The following is a 20,659-nucleotide window of genomic DNA, read 5'->3' as shown; positions in this document are numbered from 1 at the left end:
GGATTGCGGCAGGTCCCCAGCGCCCGATATCGTCGCCGCCTTCACAACAAGAGGGAGGCGCGGCATGCGCATGGATCTGACAAACCCGGCGCGGCGCCGCCTGGCGGGCGGCGGCCTAGCGTGGCTGGTGGCGCCATCGCTGGCGGCGGCAACGCCACAAGGCACCGCGGCGTTCGGCGCCGGCCCGCGGCCGCAGGTGCCCCTGGCGCACGATTGCCCGCCCGGCTTCGACCCCACAGGCTACCTGGTGAGTGAAAAGTTCGACGGCGTGCGGGCCTTGTGGGACGGCGAGGTGCTGCGCTTTCGCAGCGGCCAGCCGGTGCATGCGCCGGCCTGGTTCACCGCCGCGCTGCCCGCACAGGCGCTGGACGGTGAGTTGTGGATGGCGCGCGGCCGCTTCGAGGCGCTGGCCGGCGCGGTGCGGCGCGAACTGCCGCGCGACGAGGAGTGGCGCCAGATCAGCTACCGGCTCTTCGAGCTGCCCGGCGCGCCGGGGCCTTTTTCGGCGCGCAACGAGGCGATCGGCGCGCTGGTGCAGCGCACCGGCTTCGCCGCCCTGGTGCAGGTGGAGCAGCAGCCGCTGCGCGGCCCGAGCGAGCTTCGGCGCCGGCTGGCCGAGGTGGTGGCAGCCGGCGGGGAGGGCCTGATGCTGCATCGCGCGGATGCGCCCTACCGCAGCGGCCGAAGCGATGCGCTGCTCAAGCTCAAGCCACTGAACGACGCCGACGCGGTGGTGCTGGCCCATCTGCCCGGGCAGGGCAAATACGACGGGCAGCTGGGTGCCTTGCGGGTGCGCATGGATGGTGGCCCGGTGTTCGACATCGGCACCGGCCTGTCCGATGCGCAACGGCTGGCGCCACCGCCGGTGGGCGCCACCATCACCTTCACCCACCGCGGCTTCACCCGCACCGGCGTGCCGCGGTTCGCGAGTTTTCTGCGGGTGCGGCTCGACGCGTGATGCGCCGACCGGAACCTCAGTTGTCCAGCACGGCGCCCGAGCTGGCGCTGGACGCGTTCTTCGCGAACTTGGCCAGCACGCCGCGGGTATAGCGCGGCGCCGGTGCCTTCCAGGTGGCGCGGCGGCGAGCGATCTCTTCGTCCGGCACGTTCAGCTGCAGCAGCAACTGGTGGGCGTCGATGGTGATGGAGTCGCCTTCCTGCACCAGCGCAATCGTGCCGCCGGCGTAGGCTTCCGGCGCGACGTGCCCCACGACCATGCCCCAGGTGCCACCCGAAAAGCGCCCGTCGGTGATCAGGCCCACCGATTCACCCAGGCCCTGGCCGATGAGGGCGCCGGTGGGGGCCAGCATCTCCGGCATGCCGGGCCCGCCCTTGGGGCCGAGGTAGCGCAGCACCATCACGTCGCCGGCTTTGATCTGCTTCGCCATGATGGCCGCGAGCGCCGATTGTTCGTCGTCGAACACCCGGGCGGGGCCGGTGATCACCGGGTTCTTCAGGCCGGTGATCTTGGCCACGCAGCCTTCGGGCGAGAGGTTGCCCTTCAGGATGGCGAGGTGGCCTTCGGCGTAGATCGGCTTGGACACCGGACGGATCACGTCCTGGTCGGTGCGCAGGTCGGGCACATCGGCGAGGTTCTCGGCCACCGTCTTGCCGGTGATGGTGAGGCAGTCGCCGTGCAGCAGGCCGGCTTTCAGCAGCTCCTTCATCACGGCCGGGATGCCACCGGCGCGGTGCAGGTCCACCGCCAGGTACTTGCCGCTGGGCTTCAGGTCGCACAGCACCGGGATCTTGCGGCGCATGCGCTCGAAGTCGTCGATGGACCAGTCCACCTCCGCCGCGTGGGCGATGGCCAGGAAGTGCAGCACCGCATTGGTGGAGCCGCCGGTGGCCATGATCACCGCCACCGCGTTTTCGATCGCCTGCCTGGTGACGATGTCGCGCGGTTTGAGGTCCTTCTTCACCGCCTCCACCAGCACCGCGGCGGCCTTCTTCACGTTCTCGACCACCTCGTCTTCCACGTTCGCCATGGTGGACGAGTAGGGCAGGCTCATGCCCAGGGCCTCGAAGGACGAGCTCATGGTGTTGGCGGTGTACATGCCGCCGCAGGAGCCGCTGCCGGGAATGGCGCGGCGCTCGATCTGGCAGAAGTCCTCCTCGCTCATGTTGCCGGCGGAGAACTGGCCCACCGCCTCGAACACGCTCACGATGTTGAGATCCTGGCCCTTGTACTTGCCGGGCAGGATGGTGCCGCCGTACACATACAGCGCCGGCACGTTGGAGCGCAGCATGCCCATCATGCCGCCGGGCATGTTCTTGTCGCAGCCGCCGATCACCATCACGCCGTCCATCCACTGGCCGCCGACGCAGGTTTCCACGCAATCCGAGATCACCTCGCGCGAGACCAGGCTGTACTTCATGCCCTCGGTGCCCATGGCCATGCCGTCGCTGATGGTCGGCGTGCCGAAGATCTGCGGGTTCGCGCCCGCTTCCTTCAGGCCGATGACCGCCGCATCGGCCAGGCGCTGAAGGCCGGAGTTGCAGGGCGTGATGGTGGAGTGGCCGTTGGCCACGCCGATCATGGGCTTGGAGAAGTCCTCCTCCTGGTAGCCCATGCCGTAGTACATGGAGCGGTTGGGCGCGCGGGCCACGCCTTCGGTGATGTTCTTCGAGCGGCGGTTGAAGCTCATGGACGGTGTCTCCTTTGGATGCTGGCGCCAGTATGGCGAGCGCCTGGGGCGACGGTCCAATCTATTTGTCGCGGCGGTTTGATACGCTCGGCATATCAATGAACATCGAGCTTCGCCCCCTGCGCCAGTTCGTGGCCGTCGCCGAGGAGCTGCATTTCGGCCGGGCGGCCCTGCGCCTGTACATGACGCAGCCGCCGCTGACACAGGCCATCCAGGCCTTGGAGGCTGCACTCGGTGTGCAGCTGTTCCAGCGCACGCGCCGGTCGGTGGCGCTCACGCCTGCGGGTGAAGCGCTGCTGGTGCAGGCGCGGCGCCTGCTGGCCGCGGCGGAGGAGCTGCCCGGCATCGTGCAGGCTGCCGCACAAGGCTTCAGTGGCCAGCTGCGCCTGGCCTTCGTGTCCAGCATCGCCTACGGGCCACTGCCAGCGTGGCTGCGCAGCTTCCGCGAGGCGCATCCGGAGGTGCAATTGCAGCTGCGCGAGGCCACGATGGACGTGCAGCTGGCCGCCTTTGCGGCCGACGAGGTGGATGCCGGCTTCGTGCTGCATGCCCCCGGGGCCGCCCCGGCCGGCTTCGCGGCCTGGACCGCGCTGCGCGAGCCGCTGGTGCTCGCGCTGTCCCAGGAGCACCCGGCCGCCGGCACTGCAAGGGCGCCCAGGCTCGCCGACGTGCTGGCCGAGCCGCTGGTGATCTTTCCGCGCGCGATCTCGCCGTCGCTGTTCGACGCGGTGCTGGCGTTCTACCGCGGCCACGGCGTCACGCCGCGCATTGCGCAGGAGGCCATTCAGATGCAGACCATCGTCAACCTGGTGTCGGTGGGCATGGGTGTGGCCTGGGTGCCGCATTCGGTGACCCAGCTGCAGCGCCCCGGCGTGGTGTACAAACGCGTGCCCTCCGCCGGCCTGGCCAGCGAGACCAGCCTCATCTGGCGCGAGCCGGTGCCGCCGGTGGTGGCGCGCTTCGTGGCCCATGTGCAGGGCCAGCGCCACACCGGGCGGCGTGCCGTCGCGCCATCCCCTCACCACGAGAGAGCCGAATGATCCTTTCCCTGCGCCGCGCCGCGGTCGCCCTCACGTGTGCATGGGCCGCCCAGGCCGGTGCGCAGTCCCTCGCCGACCCGCAGTGGAACGCGTTGCTCGAGGCCGACCGGTCGGCGGAGCTTCAAAAGCTGGCACAGGCGCGCCTGCAGGCCCAGCCAGATGATCCCCAGGCCACCCTGGCGCTTGCGCTGCTGGCGATGGGTGCGAATGACCCGCAGCGCGTGGAGGGCGCACTGGTGCTCGCCGACAAATGCCTGCAGCGGCAGCCGGCCGCCGCGGTGTGCCATTTCGCCACCGGCTCGCTGCTGGGTGTGCAGGCCGTCACCGGCGGCATGCTGAAGGCGATGACCCTCACCGGGCGCATCCGCGATGCGTTTGCCAAGGCGGTGGAGCTGGACCCGCTGTACTTCAATGCACGCGACGGCCTGGTGCAGTTCTACCTGCTGGCGCCCGGCATCGCAGGCGGCAGCGTGAGCAAGGCGCGCGAGGTGGCCGCCGGCGCCCAGGCGCGCCAGCCCGAACACGCCAAGCTGCTGCGCGCGCGCATTGCGATGAAAGAGGAGCAGTGGGCCGAAGCCGAGCGCGAGCTCGCGAGTGTGCGTGTGGGCGCCGACACCTCGCTGGCGAGCGACGTGCGCGATGCCTGGGGCCAGCTCGGCTCCATCTACCTGCACAACGCGCAGCCGGCCAAGGCGCGCCCGGTGTTCGAGCGCCTGCAACGCGAGTACGCCGCACATGCGCTGGGTTTCTACGGCCTGGCCCGGGTGCTCGGGGAAACGGGTGCACACGACGAAGCCATCGCCCAGCTGGAGCGGGCCCGCACGCTGCAGGGTGCAGACCGGCTGCCGGTCGACTACCGCCTGGCGCTCGCCTGGCTGCAAAAGGGCGACAAGGCGCGCGCCAAGCCCTTGCTGGAGCGCTTCGTCAGCCAGGGCAAGGGCCATCCCAACAACCTGGGTGACGCGAAGAAGCGGCTGGCCGAGCTGGGCTGACCTCGGAGCAGACAGGCGACAATCGCCCGCCCACCACTTGCGAGCCACACACACCGATGCTGGTGCACCCGCAATTCGAGCCCGTCGCCTTGGCGCTCGGGCCGCTGAAGATCCACTGGTACGGCCTGACCTACCTCGTTGCGTTCGGCCTGTTCTTCTGGCTGGCCAGCCTGCGCACCCGCAAGCCCTGGTTCGCCGAGCGCGGCTGGACCCGCCGGGACGTGGAGGACCTGCTGTTCTTTGGCGTGATGGGCGTGGTGCTGGGCGGGCGGCTGGGTTATGTGCTGTTCTACAAGCCGGCGTACTACCTGGCGCATCCGCTGGAGACCTTTGCGGTGTGGGAGGGCGGCATGTCCTTCCACGGCGGGCTGCTGGGCGTGGTGGTCGCGATGGCGCTGTTTGCCTGGCGGCGCCAGCGCCCTTTCCTCGAGGTGACCGACCTGATCGCGCCCTGCGTGCCCACCGGGCTGGCGTCCGGGCGCATCGGCAACTTCATCAACGGGGAGTTGTGGGGCCGCGCGGCCGACCCGTCGCTCCCATGGGCGATGGTGTTCCCGCAGGCGCATGACGGTGGTGTGCCGCGCCATCCGTCGCAGCTGTACCAGTTCGCGTTGGAGGGCATGCTGCTGTTCGCCATCCTCTGGTGGTTCGGCCGCAAGCCGCGTCCGCTGGGCCAGGTGTCGGCGGCTTTCCTCATCGGCTATGGCGTGTTCCGTTTCATCGCCGAATATTTCCGCGAGCCGGACAGCTTTTTGGGCCTGCGCGCGCTCAACCTCAGCCAGGGCCAGTGGCTGTGCGTGCCGATGGTGGCCGCGGGCCTGCTGTTGTGGTGGTGGAGTGCACAGCGCGGTAGCGCGCGACGCAGCTAGGATCACAGCCATGCGACAGATCTTCCTCGACACCGAAACCACCGGCCTCTCGCCCGAATCGGGCGACCGCATCATCGAGATCGGCTGCGTGGAAATGGTGAGCCGGCGCCTGACCGGCAACAACAAGCACTTCTACGTCAACCCCGAGCGCCGCAACAGCGAGGACGCGGTCAAGATCCACGGGCTGACCGACGAGTTCCTGGCCGACAAGCCGGTGTTCGCGGCCGTCGCTGATGAGTTGCTCACCTACCTGGCGGGCGCGGACATCATCATCCACAACGCGGCCTTCGACGTGGGCTTCCTCAACGAGGAGCTGCGCCGCCTGGGCCGCAAGCCGTTTGCGCAACACGTCGGCAAGATCACCGACAGCCTGCTGATGGCGCGCGAGATGTTCCCCGGCAAGTCCAACTCGCTGGACGCGCTGTGCCGCCGGCTCGAGGTGGACAACTCCAACCGCACCTTGCACGGTGCGCTGCTGGACGCCGGGCTGCTGGCCGAGGTGTACATCAACATGACGCGCGGCCAGGGCTCGCTCGTCATCGAGACCGAAGACGCGAACGGTGCGGTCGTGGCGGTGGATGCGGTGGACCTGTCGCAGTTCACGCTGCCGGTGCTGCTGGCCACCGAGAGCGAAGCCTCCGCGCACGAGGCGCTGTTGGCCGATCTCGACAAAGCCAGCGGCGGCAAAACCGTGTGGCGCCAACTTGTGGCACAATAGCGGGCTTCCCGAGACACTCGGGCGGTTAGCTCAGCGGTAGAGCACTGCCTTCACACGGCAGGGGTCGCAGGTTCGAACCCTGCACCGCCCACCAGCCATCAGGCCCGTACGTTCCAAACAACGTACGGGCCTTTTGCTTTGTGCCTGCCACTGCCTGATCTGCGCAACGCGTCACGCCCTAACGGCTCCGTTTGTAAACAGCGGCACAAAACGCCCAATCTTCAACAGACCGGTTTGGCCCCGTCCCGCCACAGTGATGTCTTACGCCAAGACACACTTCCGAGGGGCCTGCCATCAAACCGTTTGCCGTCATCGCCGCGCTGCTGTTCGCCAGCGCCGTGCACGCCAACCCATTGGTGGACAAGCTCGTGAGCCAGATCGAGGCCAGCCCGGCCGGCTGCACCGCCGTGGCACCGCGCCATCCGCAGCGCCAGGTGATCGAAGCCGACGTGGCGCGCTTCACCAAGGCGGTGCAGGTGCCGGAGAACGTGCGTTTCCAGGTGATGGACTGCGAGGCCGACGGCTTTGTCTACCAGGGCCAGACCATCGTGCTGAGCACCCGGCTGGCGCGCATGAACCCGCAGCAGCGCTTTTTCATCATCGCCCACGAGATGGGCCATCTGCGGCTGGGTCACCACGGCGCGATGCGCAGCTTCGTGGCCCGCATCGTGAACGACCATCCGGACGAGAAACTGGCACGTGCCCAGCTGGTGTCCGGCCTGTCGCAGATCTCGCACCAGCATGAGTTCGATGCCGACGCCTTCGCGGTGCGGGCGATGGAGTCGGCTGCCCTGCAGCCCGAGCAGGCGGCCTGGATCTTCGACAGCATCCCGAGTGACAAGGACAACGCCACCCATCCGTCGGCCCCACGCCGCGCGCAGGCCATCCGCTCGATGGCGCGCCAGCCGCAGGACCGCTGAAGACTGCCGCGCCTCAGCGCGGCGCAGCCACCAAGCGCACCCGGGTGATCTCCGAGGGCGCGCCCAGCCGCTTCGGCGGCCCCCAGTAGCCGGTGCCCCGGCTGGTGTAGACCCACAGCTGCTGCAGCCGGTGCAGGCCGGCGGTGTAGGGCTGCTGCAGTGGCACGAACCAGCGCCAGGGCAGGAACTGGCCCCCGTGTGTGTGCCCTGACAGCTGCACGTCGAAACCGGCCTGCGCGGCGGCCGGTGCGCTGCGCGGCTGGTGCGCCAGCAGCACCCGGGGCCGCAGCCCGGACGGCGCTCCCTGGAGTGCACGAGTCGCGTCGCTGGCCTGGGCCGCGTCGAAGTGCCCGGCGGTGTAGTCCGTCACGCCGGCCAGCAGCAGCGGGGCGCCGTCGTGGTCCAGCACCACATGCTCGTTCAGCAGCACCCGCATTCCCAGGCGGCGGTACTCGGCAATCCATGCGGGCGCGCCGGAGTAGTACTCGTGGTTGCCGGTGACCGCAAACACCCCATGGCGGGCCCGCAGGCCGGCCAACGGCGCGATGTGCGTCCGCAACTGCTCCACCTGCCCGTCCACGCTGTCGCCGGTGACGGCAATGACGTCCGGCTGTAGCGCATTGGCGGTGTCCACCACCCGCTGCACGAACGCCCGCTGGATGGTCACGCCCACATGCAGGTCGGTGATCTGCACGATGGAAAAGCCCTCCAGCGCAGGCGGCAGGCCCTCGATCGGCACGGTCACCTCGCGCACCGCCGGCCGGCGCCGTGCGTTCACCAGCCCCCACAGGCTGGCCAGCGCGGCCAACGCCGGCACGGCCATGGCGGATGCGGCCTCCACCTGCCAGCCGGCCAGCCAGGCCACCAGCAGCAGGCCTTCGCGCAGCACCGTGAGCACCAGCAGGCTGGAAAAGAAGCCCATGGCGACCAGGCCGGACCACACCAGCCAGGGCCGGTCCATCCGGGCCTGGAAGATCGGCGTCAGCGAGCTCACCAGCAGCGTGTACAGGCCGGCCAGCGCCAGGCCGCAGGCCCACGCGGCGGGGGTGGGCAGCGGCGCCAGCAGGCGCAGGCCGATCAGCAGGTGGAGCAGGGCGACCAGGCCCAGCAGCGGCCCGCGCCTCACAGTTCGTCGGCGGTGCGGTTGAGCTCTTCGTTGGGCGGCTTCAGCTCGTCGACCGTGAAGCCTTCCTTCAGCAGGGCATCACGCAGCCATTGCGGGTGCGAGCCATTGCCGTCCCAGGTGTCGCCGGTGCGTGGGTGGCGGTATTTCACCGTGCCGGCGGGCAGGCAGGCCGGTGGAGGCGCCACGTAGGGCGTGGCCTGTTCCAGCTCTTCGGGCGTGATGCCCCAGTATTCCACCAGCATGCGGATGCGGTGGATCACCGCGGCGCGTTCACGCGCGGTGAGCGGTTCGTCGCTGGGGGCGGGTTGCAGCACAGTCGCGGGCGATGTGTGCGCCAAGCCGCCCTGACCGGTCAGGCCTTCTTGGCCGCCTCGGCTTCGGGTGCGTTGCACGAAGGCGCGCACACCGACTGGTTCTTGCCGAGGAACTTGCGCGACTTCATGGCCGTGCGGGGCCGGTGCTTGCCGCACAGGAAACACGACATGGTGGCAGCGCTGAACACGCCGGCCGACGCGAAGGGAGAACCGGGGGCCTTGGAGCGATAACGCAGGCCATCGGCTTCAATGGTGGTTTTGACGGTGTCTTTGGGCATGGATAAGGAGGTAACTGGTGGCGAAGTTGCCAAATGCAAGCAGTCTGCAAGCAGATGGGACAGCTGCAGTGCCCGGGGGACGGCGGACGCTCGAAGCCGCCAGTTTGGGCCGCGCCACGGCCAACACTTTACCAGCCCGGCCGTTTCAGCGGCTGGGCGAGCCCTCAAATGCCCTTGGACGGCGCAGGCTCGGCATCCGTCCAGCGCCCGTCCTGGAGCAGCTGATGAGGCCGGAACTGCGCCTTGTAGGCCATCTTGGGGCTCTGGGCGATCCAGTAGCCCAGGTACACATGCGGCAGCTTGAGCTGCCGGGTCTGCTCGATCTGCCAGAGCACGCTGTAGGTGCCGTAGCTGGCGCCGACCTCCGGCTCGTAGAAGGTGTACACCGCCGACAGCCCGTCGTTCAGGATGTCGAGGATGGACACCATCTTCAGCGTGCCCAGCCCGTCGTCGCTGGGCTCGCGGAATTCCACCAGGCGTGAATTGACGCGGCTCTGCAGCAGGAACTGGGTGTACTGGTCCACGCTGTCGTGGTCCATGCCGCCGCCGGCATGGCGCCCGGCCTGGTAGCGCAGGTAGAGCTGGTAGTGCTCCGGCACGAAACACAGGCGCAGCACCCGGGCCTTCAGGCCGGCGTGCTGCTTCCAGGCCCGGCGCTGGCTGCGTGTGGGCTCGAAGCTGTTCACCGGCACCCGCAGCGGTACGCAGGCGCGGCAGCCGTCGCAATAGGGCCGGTAGGTGAACATGCCGCTGCGCCGGAAGCCGTTGGCCACCAGGCCGGAGTACGCGTCGGCATGGATCAGGTGGCTGGGCGTGGCCACCTGCGAGCGCGCCGCCCGGTCGGGCAGGTAGCTGCAGGGGTAGGGCGCGGTCGCGTAGAACTGCAGCGACGCGAGCGGGAGCTCTTTGGGGTGGGTCACGCGGGAGTCCTGGGGCCGGCTGTGGCGGGCGCTGCGCCGGTGGCAAGGCCCAACTGCGCCCAGTGCGATGGATCATAGGTCCAATCCCGGACCGGAGGTTCCCCCACGGTCAGGGTGAGGTGGCGCTCGAAGGCCGCCCGGGGCCACTCGCGCGCGCCCATGGACGCCAGGTGGGCGGTGTTCTGCTGGCAGTCGATGAGCGCGATGCCGTGCGCCCGGCAAAAGCACACCAGGCCGGCCAGGGCCATCTTGGAGGCGTCGGTGCGGCGCGAGAACATCGACTCGCCGAAGAACATGCGCCCCAGGGACACGCCATACAGCCCGCCCACCAGCTGGCCGTCGATCCAGGTCTCCACGCTGTGCACCGCCCCAGCGCGATGCCAGGCGATGTAGGCCTCGATCATCTCCGGCACGATCCAGGTGCCGCGCTGGCCGGCGCGTTCGCTGCCCGCGCAGGCGCGGATCACCTGCGCGAAGGCGCTGTCGATGCGCAGCTCGCAGCCGGGCGTGCGGATGAACTTCTGCAGGGTCTTGCGCAGCGACCTGGCGAGCTTGAACTCGCCCACTGGCAGCACCATGCGCGGGTCGGGCGACCACCACAGCACCGGCTGGCCGTCGCCATACCAGGGGAACACGCCCCGGCTGTACGCCTCGGTGAGGCGGCGCGGGCTCAGGCGGCCGCCCGCGGCCAGCAGGCCCGGCGCATCGGAGTCCGCCGCCATGGCCCGGCTGGTGGGCGGCAGCGGCTGCTCGTCGTCGTCAAGCCAGGTGATCGGGCTTTGGGTCATCAGGTCAACGGTGCACTGGGTGCGGCAAGTGTCGCCCACGGCGCCACGCCCGGGTGCCGGCAAGCCCCGATCCCGATCACGCCCACGGCGGCACGCTGCACCGCGGGATCAACGCTCGGCGCGGCAAAAGTCGCGGTCCCGCCCCACGGGGCGGATCTGCGCCGCCTTCGCCCGCTTGATCGAACGATGCGCGGCCATGCCGCTGCCGAATATGGAGGCATGCTTTCCTCCTTGACGCCATTGCCCGTGCCTGAGGTGCTTGAGCTGCTCGAGCTGCCGCAGGAGTTCGACGGCTGGCCGCCGTCTGCCCAGCCTGCGGTGGAGCAGCAGGCACGCCTGAGCGTGGAGCTGGCGCGCGAGCGCCAGCAACAGCTGCAGGTGCTGCAGCTGGACGATCCCAGCACCACGCTGTTTGCGCTGTTCCTCTGACCAGGCCGACGCGCGGCCGCGGCTCAGCCGGCCGCGCCGAACCCTGGCTGCAGCGCTCCGAGCGGCGCGCCGACCAGCCAGCGGCCCAACTCCTCCAGCGCCTGCGTGCGCTTGTGGCCGCCCGGCTCCTGACCGCTGGACGGCTTGACCGCAGCCGCGGCGCCGGCCTTTGCGCCCGCCGCGTCCGCTCCGGCCTTGCGACGCACGATGAGGTAGGCGCGCAAGGCGTCGAAGCACAGATGCACGTCCACCCGCTCGCACCACGCTGCAAAGTCGTTCACGTCCACCGCGATGTCGGTGGCCGAGCGGCCCTCGGCCAGCGCCTGGCGCGTGCCGTCGCGCACCAGCGCCAGCCACTGCTTGTAGGACGTGGGGAACTTCGGGTCGTCCGCGCACAAGGCGGCCAGCCGGGTGAAGTCGTCCTGGCTCAGGTGCGCGCTCGCGAAGTCTCGTTCCATGGGGTTGGCCGGTACAGCAGGAGCGGTGATTCTAGGAGCACTCCAGAGCTGGCAAGCGGTTACTCACAGAATGCCGACCCATGCAGTACCTCATCTTCGAACTGAGCGACGACGACCAAGGCAACGTCACGCTCGAGGCCATGGCGTCCACCTCAGCCGGCGAACATGCCGGCGTGTTGGCGGAGGTGCAGCAGGTGCTGGCCTGGGCTCGGGGAGCTTTTGCGCGCGGTCCTGGTCCGCTGGACGACGGCATGGATTGGGACCACGATCTGCAGGTGCACACCGAGCCGGGGAACTGGCATGCCGTCACGCTGACATTGACGGGAACCCGGCAGTTCGCGGAGGCGTTTCTGGCGGCCTTTGGCGACGTGCAGACTTGACCGCCGTCGGCGTTCGCCACCGCCATGCCGGCAGCCGGCGTCACGTGGGTGGCTCGACGCCGCCCAGCAGGCGCCATTGCGGCAGGCAGTGACGCGCCAGTGCCGTGATCCAGTTGGAGTCGGCTGGATCGAAGGCCACGCCGAAGCGCGGGCTGACGAAGAAGCCGCCGACCCGGAACGCCTGAGGGTCGTGCTCGCGCACGAACGCGGCCAGTGACGCGAAGGGCACCGCAGCCATCGGCAAGTGCAGCACGAGCGCCCGGCACGTCACCTCTTCCAGCCGGCCAGTGCTTTCCTGGAACCGGTAGACGACGTGCCCGTAATCGAGCTGATGCAGGCCCACCTCGTTGCTCGACTCGCGCGGCGGCACGCCCTGCCGCCGCCGCACCTCGTCCATCGAGGCGGTGAAGGGCAGCTTGTCGACCTGCACGAAGGGATGGAGCCGCATACGGGTTGCCGGCAAGGCGCGGGCCGGCGCACGGCACGCCTATTTCACCCGCTGCTTTTCCAGCTTGCGGGCCAGCGTGCGACGGTGCATGCCCAGGCGACGCGCCGTCTCGGAGATGTTGAAGCCCGTCTCGGCCAGGGTCTCGTGGATGCGCTCCCACTCCAGCGTCTTGATGCTGGTGGTGCGCTCGGTGAGCTCCACCTCCACATCGCCTTGCGCGCGCGCGAAGGCGGCCTCGATGTCGTCGGTGTTGGCCGGTTTCGCGAGGTAGTGGCGCGCACCCAGCTTGATGGCTTCCACCGCGGTGGCGATGCTGGCGTAGCCGGTGAGCACCACGATGAGCATCTGCGGGTCGTGCGTGTGCAGGTCGTGCACGCAGGCCAGGCCCGACGCGCCACCGGCCAGCTTGAGGTCCACCACCGCGTAGCCGGGTTGGTAGGTGCGCAGCAGCGCCTTCACCTCCTCCAGGCTGCTCGCACGCAGCACCTCGTAGCCTCGGCGCTCGAAGGAGCGGGCCAGCGTGCGCGCGAAGGTGTCATCGTCCTCCACGATGAGCAGTTGGCGTTCGGTGCCGCTCATGCCTGCATTCTCTTCGCCGGCTTGGACGGCGCCCATTCGGCCGGCATCAGCGCCGCCAGCGGCAGAGTGATCACGACCTCGGCACCACGCTGGGGCCGGTTGTGCGCGCTGACGTGGCCGCCCAGCGTGCGCGCCACGTTCACTGACAGAAACAGGCCCAAGCCACCGCCGGGCCGGCCCTTGCTGGACTGGTAGGGTTTGCCGAAGCGCTCCAGCATAGTCGCCGGAAAGCCAGGGCCTTCATCCTGGATGCGCAGGGTCAGGGTGTCGTCGTCTGCATCGGCCAGCAGCCGCAGCAGGCCTTGAGGGGCGGCCTCCAGCGCGTTGTCCAGCACATTGCCGACCATCTGCTTGAGCGCCGAGTCGGAAATGATCGGCAGGTCGGGCACGCCCTCCCGGTGGTATTCCAGCGCCTTGGCGGCCGGCCGGGTGCTGCGCCATTGCGCCACCAGCTCGTCGAGGAAGGCATGCAGGGTGGTTTCCACCGGCGCTTCGCCGCGCGCCTCGCCGGCCGACAGCAGGATGCCGCTGACGATGGACTTGCAGCGTTGCAGCTGCACCTGCATTTCCTCGATCTCCTCGCGCAGCTCGGGCTCGGCGGCAAAGGGCGCCATGCGCGCCCAGTCGCCCAGGATGACCGACAGCGTGGCCAGCGGCGTGCCCAGCTCATGCGCCGCGCCCGACGCCAGCAGGCCCATGCGCACGATGTGCTCCTCCTCGGCGGCGCGCTGGCGCAGGTCGGCCAGGCGGGCGTCGCGCTGCCGCAGGTTGCGGCCGATGCGGCCGATGAAGATCACCAGCAGGCAGGCGCTGAGCATGAAACACACCAGCAGCCCGCCCACGTACTGCCTGGACAGCGCCAGGTCCGCCGTGTCGGGCAACGCCAGCGGCTCGTACCACTGCGTGAGCGCCATGAAACACAGCACCGTGGCCACCACGATGGCCCAGATGTAGCGCGGCCGCAGCAGCACCGAACCCACCGCCACCTGCAGCAGGTACAAGAAGATGAAGGGGTTGGTGATGCCGCCGGCGTAGTAGAGCTGGCCCGTGAGCACCGCCACGTCCACCAGCAGCCCGGCAAAGAGCTCGCTGTTGCTCACCGGCAGCGCCAGGCGGCTGCGCAGCCGACTGGCGATGTTGAACAGCGCCAGCACCGCCAGCAGCGTGAGCATCTGCACCAGCCGCAGCTCGACGCCGAGCACGAACTGCACGAGCAGGATGGTGGCGAGCTGCCCCGCCACCGCCAGCCAGCGCAGCTGGATCAGCTGCAGCAGGTTCTTGCGGCCCGCCAGCCGCTCGGGCGCCGTGCCTGCCTCCCCCTGTGGCGGGGGATGAAGCGGTTCAGCGTCGGACGTGGGCACGAGGCGGGTCTCCGGCAAGGCGGCGCAGGCGGCGTTCGTCGATCACGAGATAGGCCATGGCGCCGGCCACCATGGCGGCCAGTGCAAACCAGGTGGCCGCATAGACCGCGTGATTGTTGCTGAAGCGCAGCACGGTCAGGCCGGCGCGCGGCCAGCCCGCCGCCGGCGCGGTGCCAGCCTCTGCATCGACGAAATAGGGCGCCACCGGGCTGCCGGCCAACCCCCGTACGGCGGCGATGGCCTGCACGTCGCGCGAGTACCAGCGCCCTTGCGCGGGATCGTTGTGCTGCAGCAGGCTGCCGCCCGCTTCGCTCAGGCGCAACAGGCCGGTCACGTGCGCCGTGCAGGCGGCGCTGTCCGACGATGAAGCCGGGCAAGGCCGCCCACGAGGTTCGGTGGCCGACGGAACGAAGCCCCGGTTCACCAGCACCCAGATGCCTTGTTCGGTGTGCAGCGGTGTCAGCACCCAGTAGCCGAGGCCGAGTGCGGTGCTGGCGCGCACCAGCGTCTCCCGCTCATGATCGAACCGGCCCTGCAGGCGCACGCGGCGGTATTCGTCGGCGTTGCGGCTGAGCGTCGGCCAGTCGGCCGGGCCGGGCGCTGGCACGGGCGCGGCGTGCACCTGCCGCTCCACGCGTGTGATCAGGTCCTGCTTCCAGGCCAGGCGCTGCACCTGCCACACGCCCAATGCGAGAAAGCCGGCCAGTGCGAATGCGGCCGCGCCCAGCAGCGCCGCAAAGGCGGGCGTGGAACGGGGGCGGCGCGCCTGCCCGTGCATGAGATGCGGTCAGGGCATGTTGCGCATGGCCGCCGGATCGGCCATCGGCATCATGTTGGTGTTGAGGTGGACCATCACCCAGATGGAGCCGGCCAGCATGATGACCACCAACCCCACGGTGAAGATCAGCGCCAGCAGCGACCAGCCACCCTCGGCCTTGGCGTTCATGTGCAGGAAATACACCATATGCACCACCATCTGCACCGCCGCGAAGGCGAGGATCACGAAGGCCGTGATGCGCGGCGAGGGCAGCACCTGGCCCATCACCAGCCAGAACGGAATGGCGGTCAGCAGCACCGACAACCCGAAGCCGATGGCATAGCCCTTCACGGTGGCGTGGTAGCCGCCGTCGTCGTGCGCGTGGTCGTGTTCGGAAGCGGCGTGTTGAGCGGCGGTCACGGCAAGACTCCCATGAGGTAGACGAAAGTGAAGACGCCGATCCAGACCACGTCCAGGAAGTGCCAGAACATCGACAGGCACATCAGGCGGCGCTTGTTCTCCGGGATGAGGCCGAGCTTGCGCACCTGCAGCATCAAGGTCACCAGCCAGATGATGCCGAAGGTGACGTGCAGGCCGTGCGTGCCCACCAGCGTGAAGAAGGACGACAGGAAGGCGCTGCGCTGCGGCCCCGCACCTTCGTGGATGAGGTGGCTGAACTCGAAGAGCTCGATGCCCAGGAAGCCCAGCCCCAGCAGGCCGGTGATCGCCAGCCAGCCCAGCACTGCCTTCTGCCGCCCGTGCTGCATGCCGATCATGGCAAAGCCATAGGTGATGGACGAGAACAACAGCAGCGCGGTGTTGGCGGCCACCAGCGGCAGGTCGAACAGGTCGGCGCCGGAGGGGCCGGCCGCGTAGCTGCGCCCCAGCACCGCGTACACCGCGAACAGCACCGCGAAGATGAGGCAGTCGCTCATCAGGTACAGCCAGAACCCCAGCAGCGTGCCCTGCTGCGGATGGTGGTCGCCGTTGTCGTAGAAGACCGGCGCGCCGTTGAGCGACAGCGTGGAGGCGTTGTGCATGGTCATGCTCGATCAGGCTTTAGGCCGCGGCGCCCAGCGCCTGGGTGAGCGCCTGGGTGCGGGCGTGCTCGGTGCGGGCCACCACGTCGGCGTCGATGTGGTAGTCGCGCTGGTAGTTGAAGGTGTGCACGATGGCGGCGATCACCGTGGCGGCGAAGGTCGCGATCACCGGCAGCCACATGTGCCAGATGAGTGCAAAGCCGCAGGCGGTGGCCAGCATCGCGATCACGAAGCCCGCGGCGGTGTTCTTCGGCATGTGGATGGCCTTGAAGCCGGCCAGCGGGCGCTGCGCGCCGCGGCGCTTCATGTCGTGCCAGGCATCCTGCTCGTGCACGATGGGCGTGAACGCGAAGTTGTAGTCCGCCGGCGGGCTGGCGGTGGACCATTCCAGCGTGCGGCCCTCCCACGGGTCACCGGTCACGTCGCGCAGCTGCTCACGGCGGCGATAGCTCACCACCAGCTGCACAAGGAAGGCGCCGATGCCCAGGGCCACGATGCCGGCGCCCACGGCCGCGATCTGGAACCAGATCTGCAGCGACGGATCGTCGAAGTGGCTCATGCGGCGGGTGATGCCCATCAGGCCCAGCACGTACAGCGGCGTGAACGCGACCCAGAAGCCGACGAACCAGCACCAGAAGCTCACCTTGCCCCAGAACGCGTCGAGCTTGAAGCCGAAGGCCTTGGGAAACCAGTAGTTGATGCCGGCGAAGAGGCCAAACACCACGCCGCCGATGATCACGTTGTGGAAGTGCGCGATCAGGAACAGGCTGTTGTGCAGCACGAAGTCGGCCGCCGGCACCGCCAGCAGCACGCCCGTCATGCCGCCGACCGTGAAGGTGACCATGAAGCCCACCGTCCACAGCATGGGCACCTCGAACTTGATGCGGCCGCGGTACATGGTGAACAGCCAGTTGAAGATCTTGGCCCCGGTGGGGATCGAGATGATCATGGTCGTGATCCCGAAGAACGAGTTCACGCTGGCGCCCGAGCCCATGGTGAAGAAGTGGTGCAGCCACACCAGGTACGACAGGATGGTGATCACCACCGTGGCGTACACCATGGACGCGTAACCGAACAGCTTCTTGCCGCTGAAGGTGGACACCACCTCGCTGAAGATGCCGAACACCGGGAGCACCAGGATGTAGACCTCGGGGTGGCCCCAGATCCAGATCAGGTTCACGTACAGCATGGCGTTGCCGCCCATGTCGTTGGTGAAGAAGGCGGTGCCCAGGTAGCGGTCGGCCGTCAGCAGCGCCAGCGTGGCCGCCAGCACCGGGAAGGTGGCAACGATCAGCACGTTGGTGCACAGGCTGGTCCAGGTGAACACCGGCATCTTCATCATCGTCATGCCGGGTGCGCGCATCTTGATGATGGTGGCGATCAGGTTGATGCCCGACAGCGTGGTGCCGATGCCGGCGATCTGCAGCGACCACAGGTAGTAGTCCACGCCCACGTCCGGGCTCTGCAGCAGGCCCGACAGCGGCGGATAGGCCAGCCAGCCAGTCTTGGCGAATTCGCCCACGAAGAGCGACATCATCACCAGCGCCGCGCCGCCGGCGGTCATCCAGAAGCTGAAGTTGTTCAGGAACGGGAAGGCCACGTCGCGCGCGCCGATCTGCAGCGGCACCACGTAGTTCATGAAGCCCGTGACCAGCGGCATGGCCACGAAGAAGATCATGATCACGCCGTGGGCGGTGAAGATCTGGTCATAGTGGTGCGGCGGGAGAAAGCCGGGGTTGTCGCCGAAGGCCATGGCCTGCTGTGCGCGCATCATGGCCGCGTCGGCAAAGCCGCGCAGCAGCATCACCAGGCCCAGCACGATGTACATGATGCCGATCTTCTTGTGGTCGATGCTGGTGATCCAGTCGCGCCACAGCGGCGTCCACAGCTGCATGCGGGTGAGCCACACCAGCACGAACAGGCCCCCCAGCGCCGCGGCGGCGAAGGTGCCGACGAGGATGGGCTCGTGGTAGGGAATGGCCTCCAGGCTCAGGCGGCCGAACAGCAGGTCGGAAGTCATGGCGGCACTCACTTCGCGGCAGCGGGGGTGGCGGGCAGGGCGGCCAGCGTGAGCGGCGCTCCGCTCGGGTTGGCGGGTGTGCAGACGGCGGCCGAGGCGACCACCGTGCGCTGCAGCGTGCTGCCATCGGCGTTGCGCCAAGCGCTGCGGGCCAGGCCGTCAATGCCTTGCTTGCCCAGGCCGCCGGCGGCGTCGATCGCCATCATCTGGTGCATGCACATCTTGCTGCCGTCGACACAGCGGTTGACGATGGCCCCCCAGAGGTCGGCATCCACGCCGGCATAGCGGCGCACCGGCTCGCGGCTGCTCGGCTGCTCCAGCTGCAGGTAGGCGGCGCGCGTGAGGTTGGCACCTTGCGCCTTGTTGTCCGCCACCCAGCGCTCGAAGTCGGCGGTGGACAGGCCCAGGAAGGGGAAACGCATGTCGGAGAAGCCGCCGCCGCTGTAATTCGCAGAGAAGCCTTCATAGCGGCCGGCTTTGTTGATCACCGCGTGCAGCTGGGTCTCCATGCCCGGCATCGCGTAGATCTGGCCGGCCAGCGCGGGGATGTAGAACGAGTTCATCACGTTCGAGGCGGTGATGCGGAACTCGATCGGCCGGTCCACCGGCGCGGCCAGCTCGTTCACCGTGGCGATGCCCTGCTCGGGGTAGAGGAACAGCCACTTCCAGTCCAGCGCCACCACCTGCACGACCAGCGGCTTCATGTCAGCGGGCACCGCGCGCTGCGCGTCGATGCGGTCCAGCGGGCGGTAGGGGTCCAGCTTGTGGGTGCTGATCCAGGTGATCGCGCCCAGCGCGATGATGATGAGCAGCGGCGCGCCCCAGATCACCAGCTCCAGCCGGGTGGAATGGTCCCAGTCCGGCGTGTAGGTGGCCGAGGCGTTGGATTGCCGGTAGCGCCAGGCAAAGAACAGCGTCAGCGCGATCACCGGCACGATGATCAGCAGCATCAGCAGCGTGGAGGTGACGATCAGCTGGGCCTGCTGGGCCGCGACGTGGCCGTGCGGCTTCATCACGATGGTGTCGCAGCCGGCCAGCAACAGCGCGCCGGGCATCGCCAGCAGGGCCAGGGTTCGGGGGAGGAGGCGTTGAGTGGACATCAGGGTTACCGAGCGCGCGGGTAAACCAGGGTTGCGCATCGGTGGCGAATGTATCTTCATTGACGCCGCTCAACGATTGGACATTTTGTCCCAGGGCCCCCGGGCCGCCCTCTTGCCGTACCTCAATGCCTTCTGCCGCCATCCACGATTTCGACCCGGCCCGCCGCGCGCCCCAGGACCCCTCCGCTCCCCCCGATCCCCGCAACGACGCTGCCAGCGTGGCGCCCGGTGACATCGCCGTGGGCGTGGTGATCGGGCGGGCGTCGGAATATTTCGACTTCTTCGTCTACGGCATCGCCTCGGTGCTGGTGTTCCCGGCCGTCTTCTTTCCCTTTGCCAGCCGGCTGGAAGGCACCTTGTGGGCCTTTGTGCTGTTCGCCGCGGCCTTCGTGGTGCGGCCGATCGGCACGCTGGCGGGCATGCAGCTGCAGCGCCACTTCGGGCGTGGCACCAAGCTGACCGTGGCGCTGTTCCTGCTCGGCAGCTCCACCGTGGGCATGGCGCTGCTGCCGAGCTACGCGCGCTCAGGAGAGCTGGCGATCGTGCTGCTGGCGCTGTGTCGCATCGGCCAGGGGCTGGCGCTGGGCGGCTCCTGGGACGGCCTGCCTTCACTGCTGGCCCTCAATGCGCCCCGGCAGCGCCGCGGCTGGTACGCCATGCTGGGCCAGCTGGGCGCGCCGCTGGGCTTTCTGGTGGCCTGCGGGCTGTTTGCCTACCTCTGGGGGAACCTCTCGAACGCCGACTTCCTCGGCTGGGGCTGGCGCTTCCCGTTCTTTGCCGCCTTTGCGATCAACGTGGTGGCGCTGTTCGCCCGCCTGCGCCTGGTGGTCACGCATGAATACGAGCGTGAGCTGGAGGCGCACGAGCTGGAGCCGTGCAACGTGCGGGACCTGGTCGCCGCTCAGGGCCACAACGTCTTCATCGGCGCCTTTGCCGCGCTGGCGAGCTATGCGCTGTTCCACCTGGTGACGGTGTTCCCGCTGTCATGGGTGGCGCTGTACTCGCAGCAGTCGATCGGCGAGTTCCTGTCGGTGGAACTGGTGGGCGCGCTGCTGGCCGCGGCCGCGATGCCGCTGTCGGGCCTGCTGGCCGACCGCATCGGCCGCCGCCGCACCCTGGGCACGCTGGCAATCGCCATCGCCGTCTTCAGCCTGTTCACGCCCTGGCTGTTGGGCGGCGGACCGCTGGCGCAGGATGCCTTCATCCTCGTGGGCTTCGTGCTGCTGGGGCTGTCCTACGGCCAAGCCGCCGGCTCGGTGACGTCGAACTTCCTGCCGCGCTTTCGCTACACCGGGGCGGCGCTGACGGCCGACCTGGCCTGGCTGGTGGGCGCGGCCTTTGCACCGTTGGTGGCGCTGGGGCTGTCGGCGCGCTTCGGGCTGGTGGCGGTGAGCCTGTACCTGCTGTCCGGCGCCGCCTGCACGCTGCTGGCGCTGCGGGCCAACCGCACGATGTCGGCGGTGCGGGACTGAGG

24 protein-coding genes and 1 tRNA gene are annotated in these 20,659 nt (G+C 68.9%); 10 read left to right on the top strand and 15 right to left on the bottom strand.

The window, feature by feature from the left end:
* The first annotated feature begins 70 nt into the window (after positions 1–70).
* On the top strand, positions 71–958 hold the full coding sequence (locus VPH43_RS05765) for a DNA ligase (protein WP_328576696.1): 888 nt from the start codon (positions 71–73) through the stop codon (positions 956–958).
* Between the two features lie 16 nt (positions 959–974).
* On the opposite strand, the gene ilvD is transcribed toward VPH43_RS05765, so the two are convergent.
* Positions 975–2,648, bottom strand: a complete 1,674-nt coding sequence (gene ilvD / locus VPH43_RS05760; protein WP_328576695.1) for a dihydroxy-acid dehydratase — start codon at positions 2,646–2,648, stop codon at positions 975–977.
* A gap of 98 nt (positions 2,649–2,746) precedes the next feature.
* Between ilvD and VPH43_RS05755 the strand changes: the two genes are divergently transcribed.
* The 6 genes from VPH43_RS05755 (at position 2,747) to VPH43_RS05730 (ending at position 7,187) form a co-directional block, all read left to right on the top strand.
* Positions 2,747–3,688, top strand: coding sequence for a LysR family transcriptional regulator (locus tag VPH43_RS05755; protein ID WP_328576694.1), 942 nt, complete (start codon positions 2,747–2,749; stop codon positions 3,686–3,688).
* A complete protein-coding gene (locus VPH43_RS05750) occupies positions 3,685–4,680 on the top strand; it encodes a tetratricopeptide repeat protein (protein ID WP_328576693.1) in 996 nt (331 codons plus the stop codon). The genes VPH43_RS05755 and VPH43_RS05750 overlap by 4 nt, the downstream gene beginning before the upstream one ends.
* A 56-nt stretch (positions 4,681–4,736) precedes the next feature.
* Positions 4,737–5,549: a prolipoprotein diacylglyceryl transferase gene (gene lgt / locus VPH43_RS05745; RefSeq protein ID WP_328576692.1), complete on the top strand. Its 813-nt coding sequence runs from the start codon at positions 4,737–4,739 to the stop codon at positions 5,547–5,549.
* 10 nt (positions 5,550–5,559) lie between these two features.
* Positions 5,560–6,267 carry a DNA polymerase III subunit epsilon gene (gene dnaQ, locus VPH43_RS05740; RefSeq protein WP_328576691.1) on the top strand — a complete coding sequence of 236 codons (708 nt, stop codon included), beginning with the start codon at positions 5,560–5,562 and terminating at the stop codon, positions 6,265–6,267.
* A gap of 19 nt (positions 6,268–6,286) precedes the next feature.
* Positions 6,287–6,361: transfer RNA gene (locus VPH43_RS05735), tRNA-Val, on the top strand.
* A gap of 262 nt (positions 6,362–6,623) precedes the next feature.
* Positions 6,624–7,187 carry a M48 family metalloprotease gene (locus tag VPH43_RS05730; RefSeq protein ID WP_328576690.1) on the top strand — a complete coding sequence of 188 codons (564 nt, stop codon included), beginning with the start codon at positions 6,624–6,626 and terminating at the stop codon, positions 7,185–7,187.
* A 13-nt stretch (positions 7,188–7,200) separates the two neighbouring features.
* On the opposite strand, the gene VPH43_RS05725 is transcribed toward VPH43_RS05730, so the two are convergent.
* The 5 genes from VPH43_RS05725 to aat all read right to left on the bottom strand — a co-directional run bounded on the left by VPH43_RS05725 (position 7,201) and on the right by aat (position 10,613).
* Positions 7,201–8,313 (bottom strand): metallophosphoesterase, encoded by a 1,113-nt coding sequence (locus VPH43_RS05725; RefSeq protein WP_328576689.1) that lies wholly within the window; start codon positions 8,311–8,313, stop codon positions 7,201–7,203.
* The gene (locus VPH43_RS05720; RefSeq protein ID WP_328576688.1) at positions 8,310–8,627 is read right to left on the bottom strand and encodes an H-NS histone family protein; all 318 of its coding nucleotides are present in this window, start codon (positions 8,625–8,627) and stop codon (positions 8,310–8,312) included. Before VPH43_RS05720 ends, VPH43_RS05725 begins: the two co-directional genes overlap by 4 nt.
* 38 nt (positions 8,628–8,665) lie before the next feature.
* Positions 8,666–8,905: a hypothetical protein gene (locus VPH43_RS05715; protein WP_328576687.1), complete on the bottom strand. Its 240-nt coding sequence runs from the start codon at positions 8,903–8,905 to the stop codon at positions 8,666–8,668.
* A gap of 164 nt (positions 8,906–9,069) precedes the next feature.
* Positions 9,070–9,825: an arginyltransferase gene (locus tag VPH43_RS05710; RefSeq protein WP_328576686.1), complete on the bottom strand. Its 756-nt coding sequence runs from the start codon at positions 9,823–9,825 to the stop codon at positions 9,070–9,072.
* Positions 9,822–10,613, bottom strand: coding sequence for a leucyl/phenylalanyl-tRNA--protein transferase (gene aat / locus VPH43_RS05705; RefSeq protein ID WP_328576685.1), 792 nt, complete (start codon positions 10,611–10,613; stop codon positions 9,822–9,824). Before aat ends, VPH43_RS05710 begins: the two co-directional genes overlap by 4 nt.
* Before the next feature lie 231 nt (positions 10,614–10,844).
* Here aat and VPH43_RS05700 point away from each other — a divergent pair, with 231 nt between their 5' ends.
* On the top strand, positions 10,845–11,042 hold the full coding sequence (locus tag VPH43_RS05700; protein WP_328576684.1) for a hypothetical protein: 198 nt from the start codon (positions 10,845–10,847) through the stop codon (positions 11,040–11,042).
* 23 nt (positions 11,043–11,065) lie between these two features.
* Here VPH43_RS05700 and VPH43_RS05695 read toward each other — a convergent pair whose 3' ends face one another.
* Positions 11,066–11,500: a hypothetical protein gene (locus VPH43_RS05695; RefSeq protein ID WP_328576683.1), complete on the bottom strand. Its 435-nt coding sequence runs from the start codon at positions 11,498–11,500 to the stop codon at positions 11,066–11,068.
* A gap of 80 nt (positions 11,501–11,580) precedes the next feature.
* On the opposite strand from VPH43_RS05695, the gene VPH43_RS05690 reads away from it, so the two are divergent.
* A complete protein-coding gene (locus VPH43_RS05690; protein ID WP_328576682.1) occupies positions 11,581–11,880 on the top strand; it encodes a hypothetical protein in 300 nt (99 codons plus the stop codon).
* 40 nt (positions 11,881–11,920) lie between these two features.
* On the opposite strand, the gene VPH43_RS05685 is transcribed toward VPH43_RS05690, so the two are convergent.
* The 8 genes from VPH43_RS05685 to cyoA are packed head-to-tail and all read right to left on the bottom strand — an operon-like array spanning position 11,921 to position 19,185.
* Positions 11,921–12,310, bottom strand: a complete 390-nt coding sequence (locus VPH43_RS05685; protein ID WP_328576681.1) for a hypothetical protein — start codon at positions 12,308–12,310, stop codon at positions 11,921–11,923.
* 57 nt (positions 12,311–12,367) lie between these two features.
* Positions 12,368–12,907, bottom strand: a complete 540-nt coding sequence (locus tag VPH43_RS05680) for a response regulator transcription factor (RefSeq protein WP_328576680.1) — start codon at positions 12,905–12,907, stop codon at positions 12,368–12,370.
* Positions 12,904–14,268: an ATP-binding protein gene (locus VPH43_RS05675; protein ID WP_442909213.1), complete on the bottom strand. Its 1,365-nt coding sequence runs from the start codon at positions 14,266–14,268 to the stop codon at positions 12,904–12,906. Before VPH43_RS05675 ends, VPH43_RS05680 begins: the two co-directional genes overlap by 4 nt.
* Positions 14,249–15,046, bottom strand: a complete 798-nt coding sequence (locus tag VPH43_RS05670) for an SURF1 family protein (protein ID WP_328576679.1) — start codon at positions 15,044–15,046, stop codon at positions 14,249–14,251. Before VPH43_RS05670 ends, VPH43_RS05675 begins: the two co-directional genes overlap by 20 nt.
* 9 nt (positions 15,047–15,055) lie before the next feature.
* On the bottom strand, positions 15,056–15,445 hold the full coding sequence (gene cyoD / locus VPH43_RS05665) for a cytochrome o ubiquinol oxidase subunit IV (RefSeq protein WP_328576678.1): 390 nt from the start codon (positions 15,443–15,445) through the stop codon (positions 15,056–15,058).
* The gene (cyoC, locus tag VPH43_RS05660) at positions 15,442–16,065 is read right to left on the bottom strand and encodes a cytochrome o ubiquinol oxidase subunit III (protein WP_442909224.1); all 624 of its coding nucleotides are present in this window, start codon (positions 16,063–16,065) and stop codon (positions 15,442–15,444) included. The genes cyoD and cyoC overlap by 4 nt, the downstream gene beginning before the upstream one ends.
* A gap of 19 nt (positions 16,066–16,084) precedes the next feature.
* On the bottom strand, positions 16,085–18,085 hold the full coding sequence (gene cyoB, locus VPH43_RS05655; RefSeq protein ID WP_328576676.1) for a cytochrome o ubiquinol oxidase subunit I: 2,001 nt from the start codon (positions 18,083–18,085) through the stop codon (positions 16,085–16,087).
* Between the two features lie 8 nt (positions 18,086–18,093).
* Positions 18,094–19,185 carry a ubiquinol oxidase subunit II gene (cyoA, locus tag VPH43_RS05650; RefSeq protein ID WP_328576675.1) on the bottom strand — a complete coding sequence of 364 codons (1,092 nt, stop codon included), beginning with the start codon at positions 19,183–19,185 and terminating at the stop codon, positions 18,094–18,096.
* Between the two features lie 125 nt (positions 19,186–19,310).
* On the opposite strand from cyoA, the gene VPH43_RS05645 reads away from it, so the two are divergent.
* A complete protein-coding gene (locus tag VPH43_RS05645) occupies positions 19,311–20,657 on the top strand; it encodes an MFS transporter (protein ID WP_328576674.1) in 1,347 nt (448 codons plus the stop codon).
* Positions 20,658–20,659: the final 2 nt, after the last annotated feature.

The sequence above is a fragment of the Ideonella sp. BN130291 genome, assembly GCF_036231905.1.
In the GTDB taxonomy this organism is placed as follows: domain Bacteria; phylum Pseudomonadota; class Gammaproteobacteria; order Burkholderiales; family Burkholderiaceae_C; genus CAMLIZ01.
Note: the sequence above shows the minus strand (reverse complement) of the source record. Positions and strands in the feature narration are given on the sequence as shown.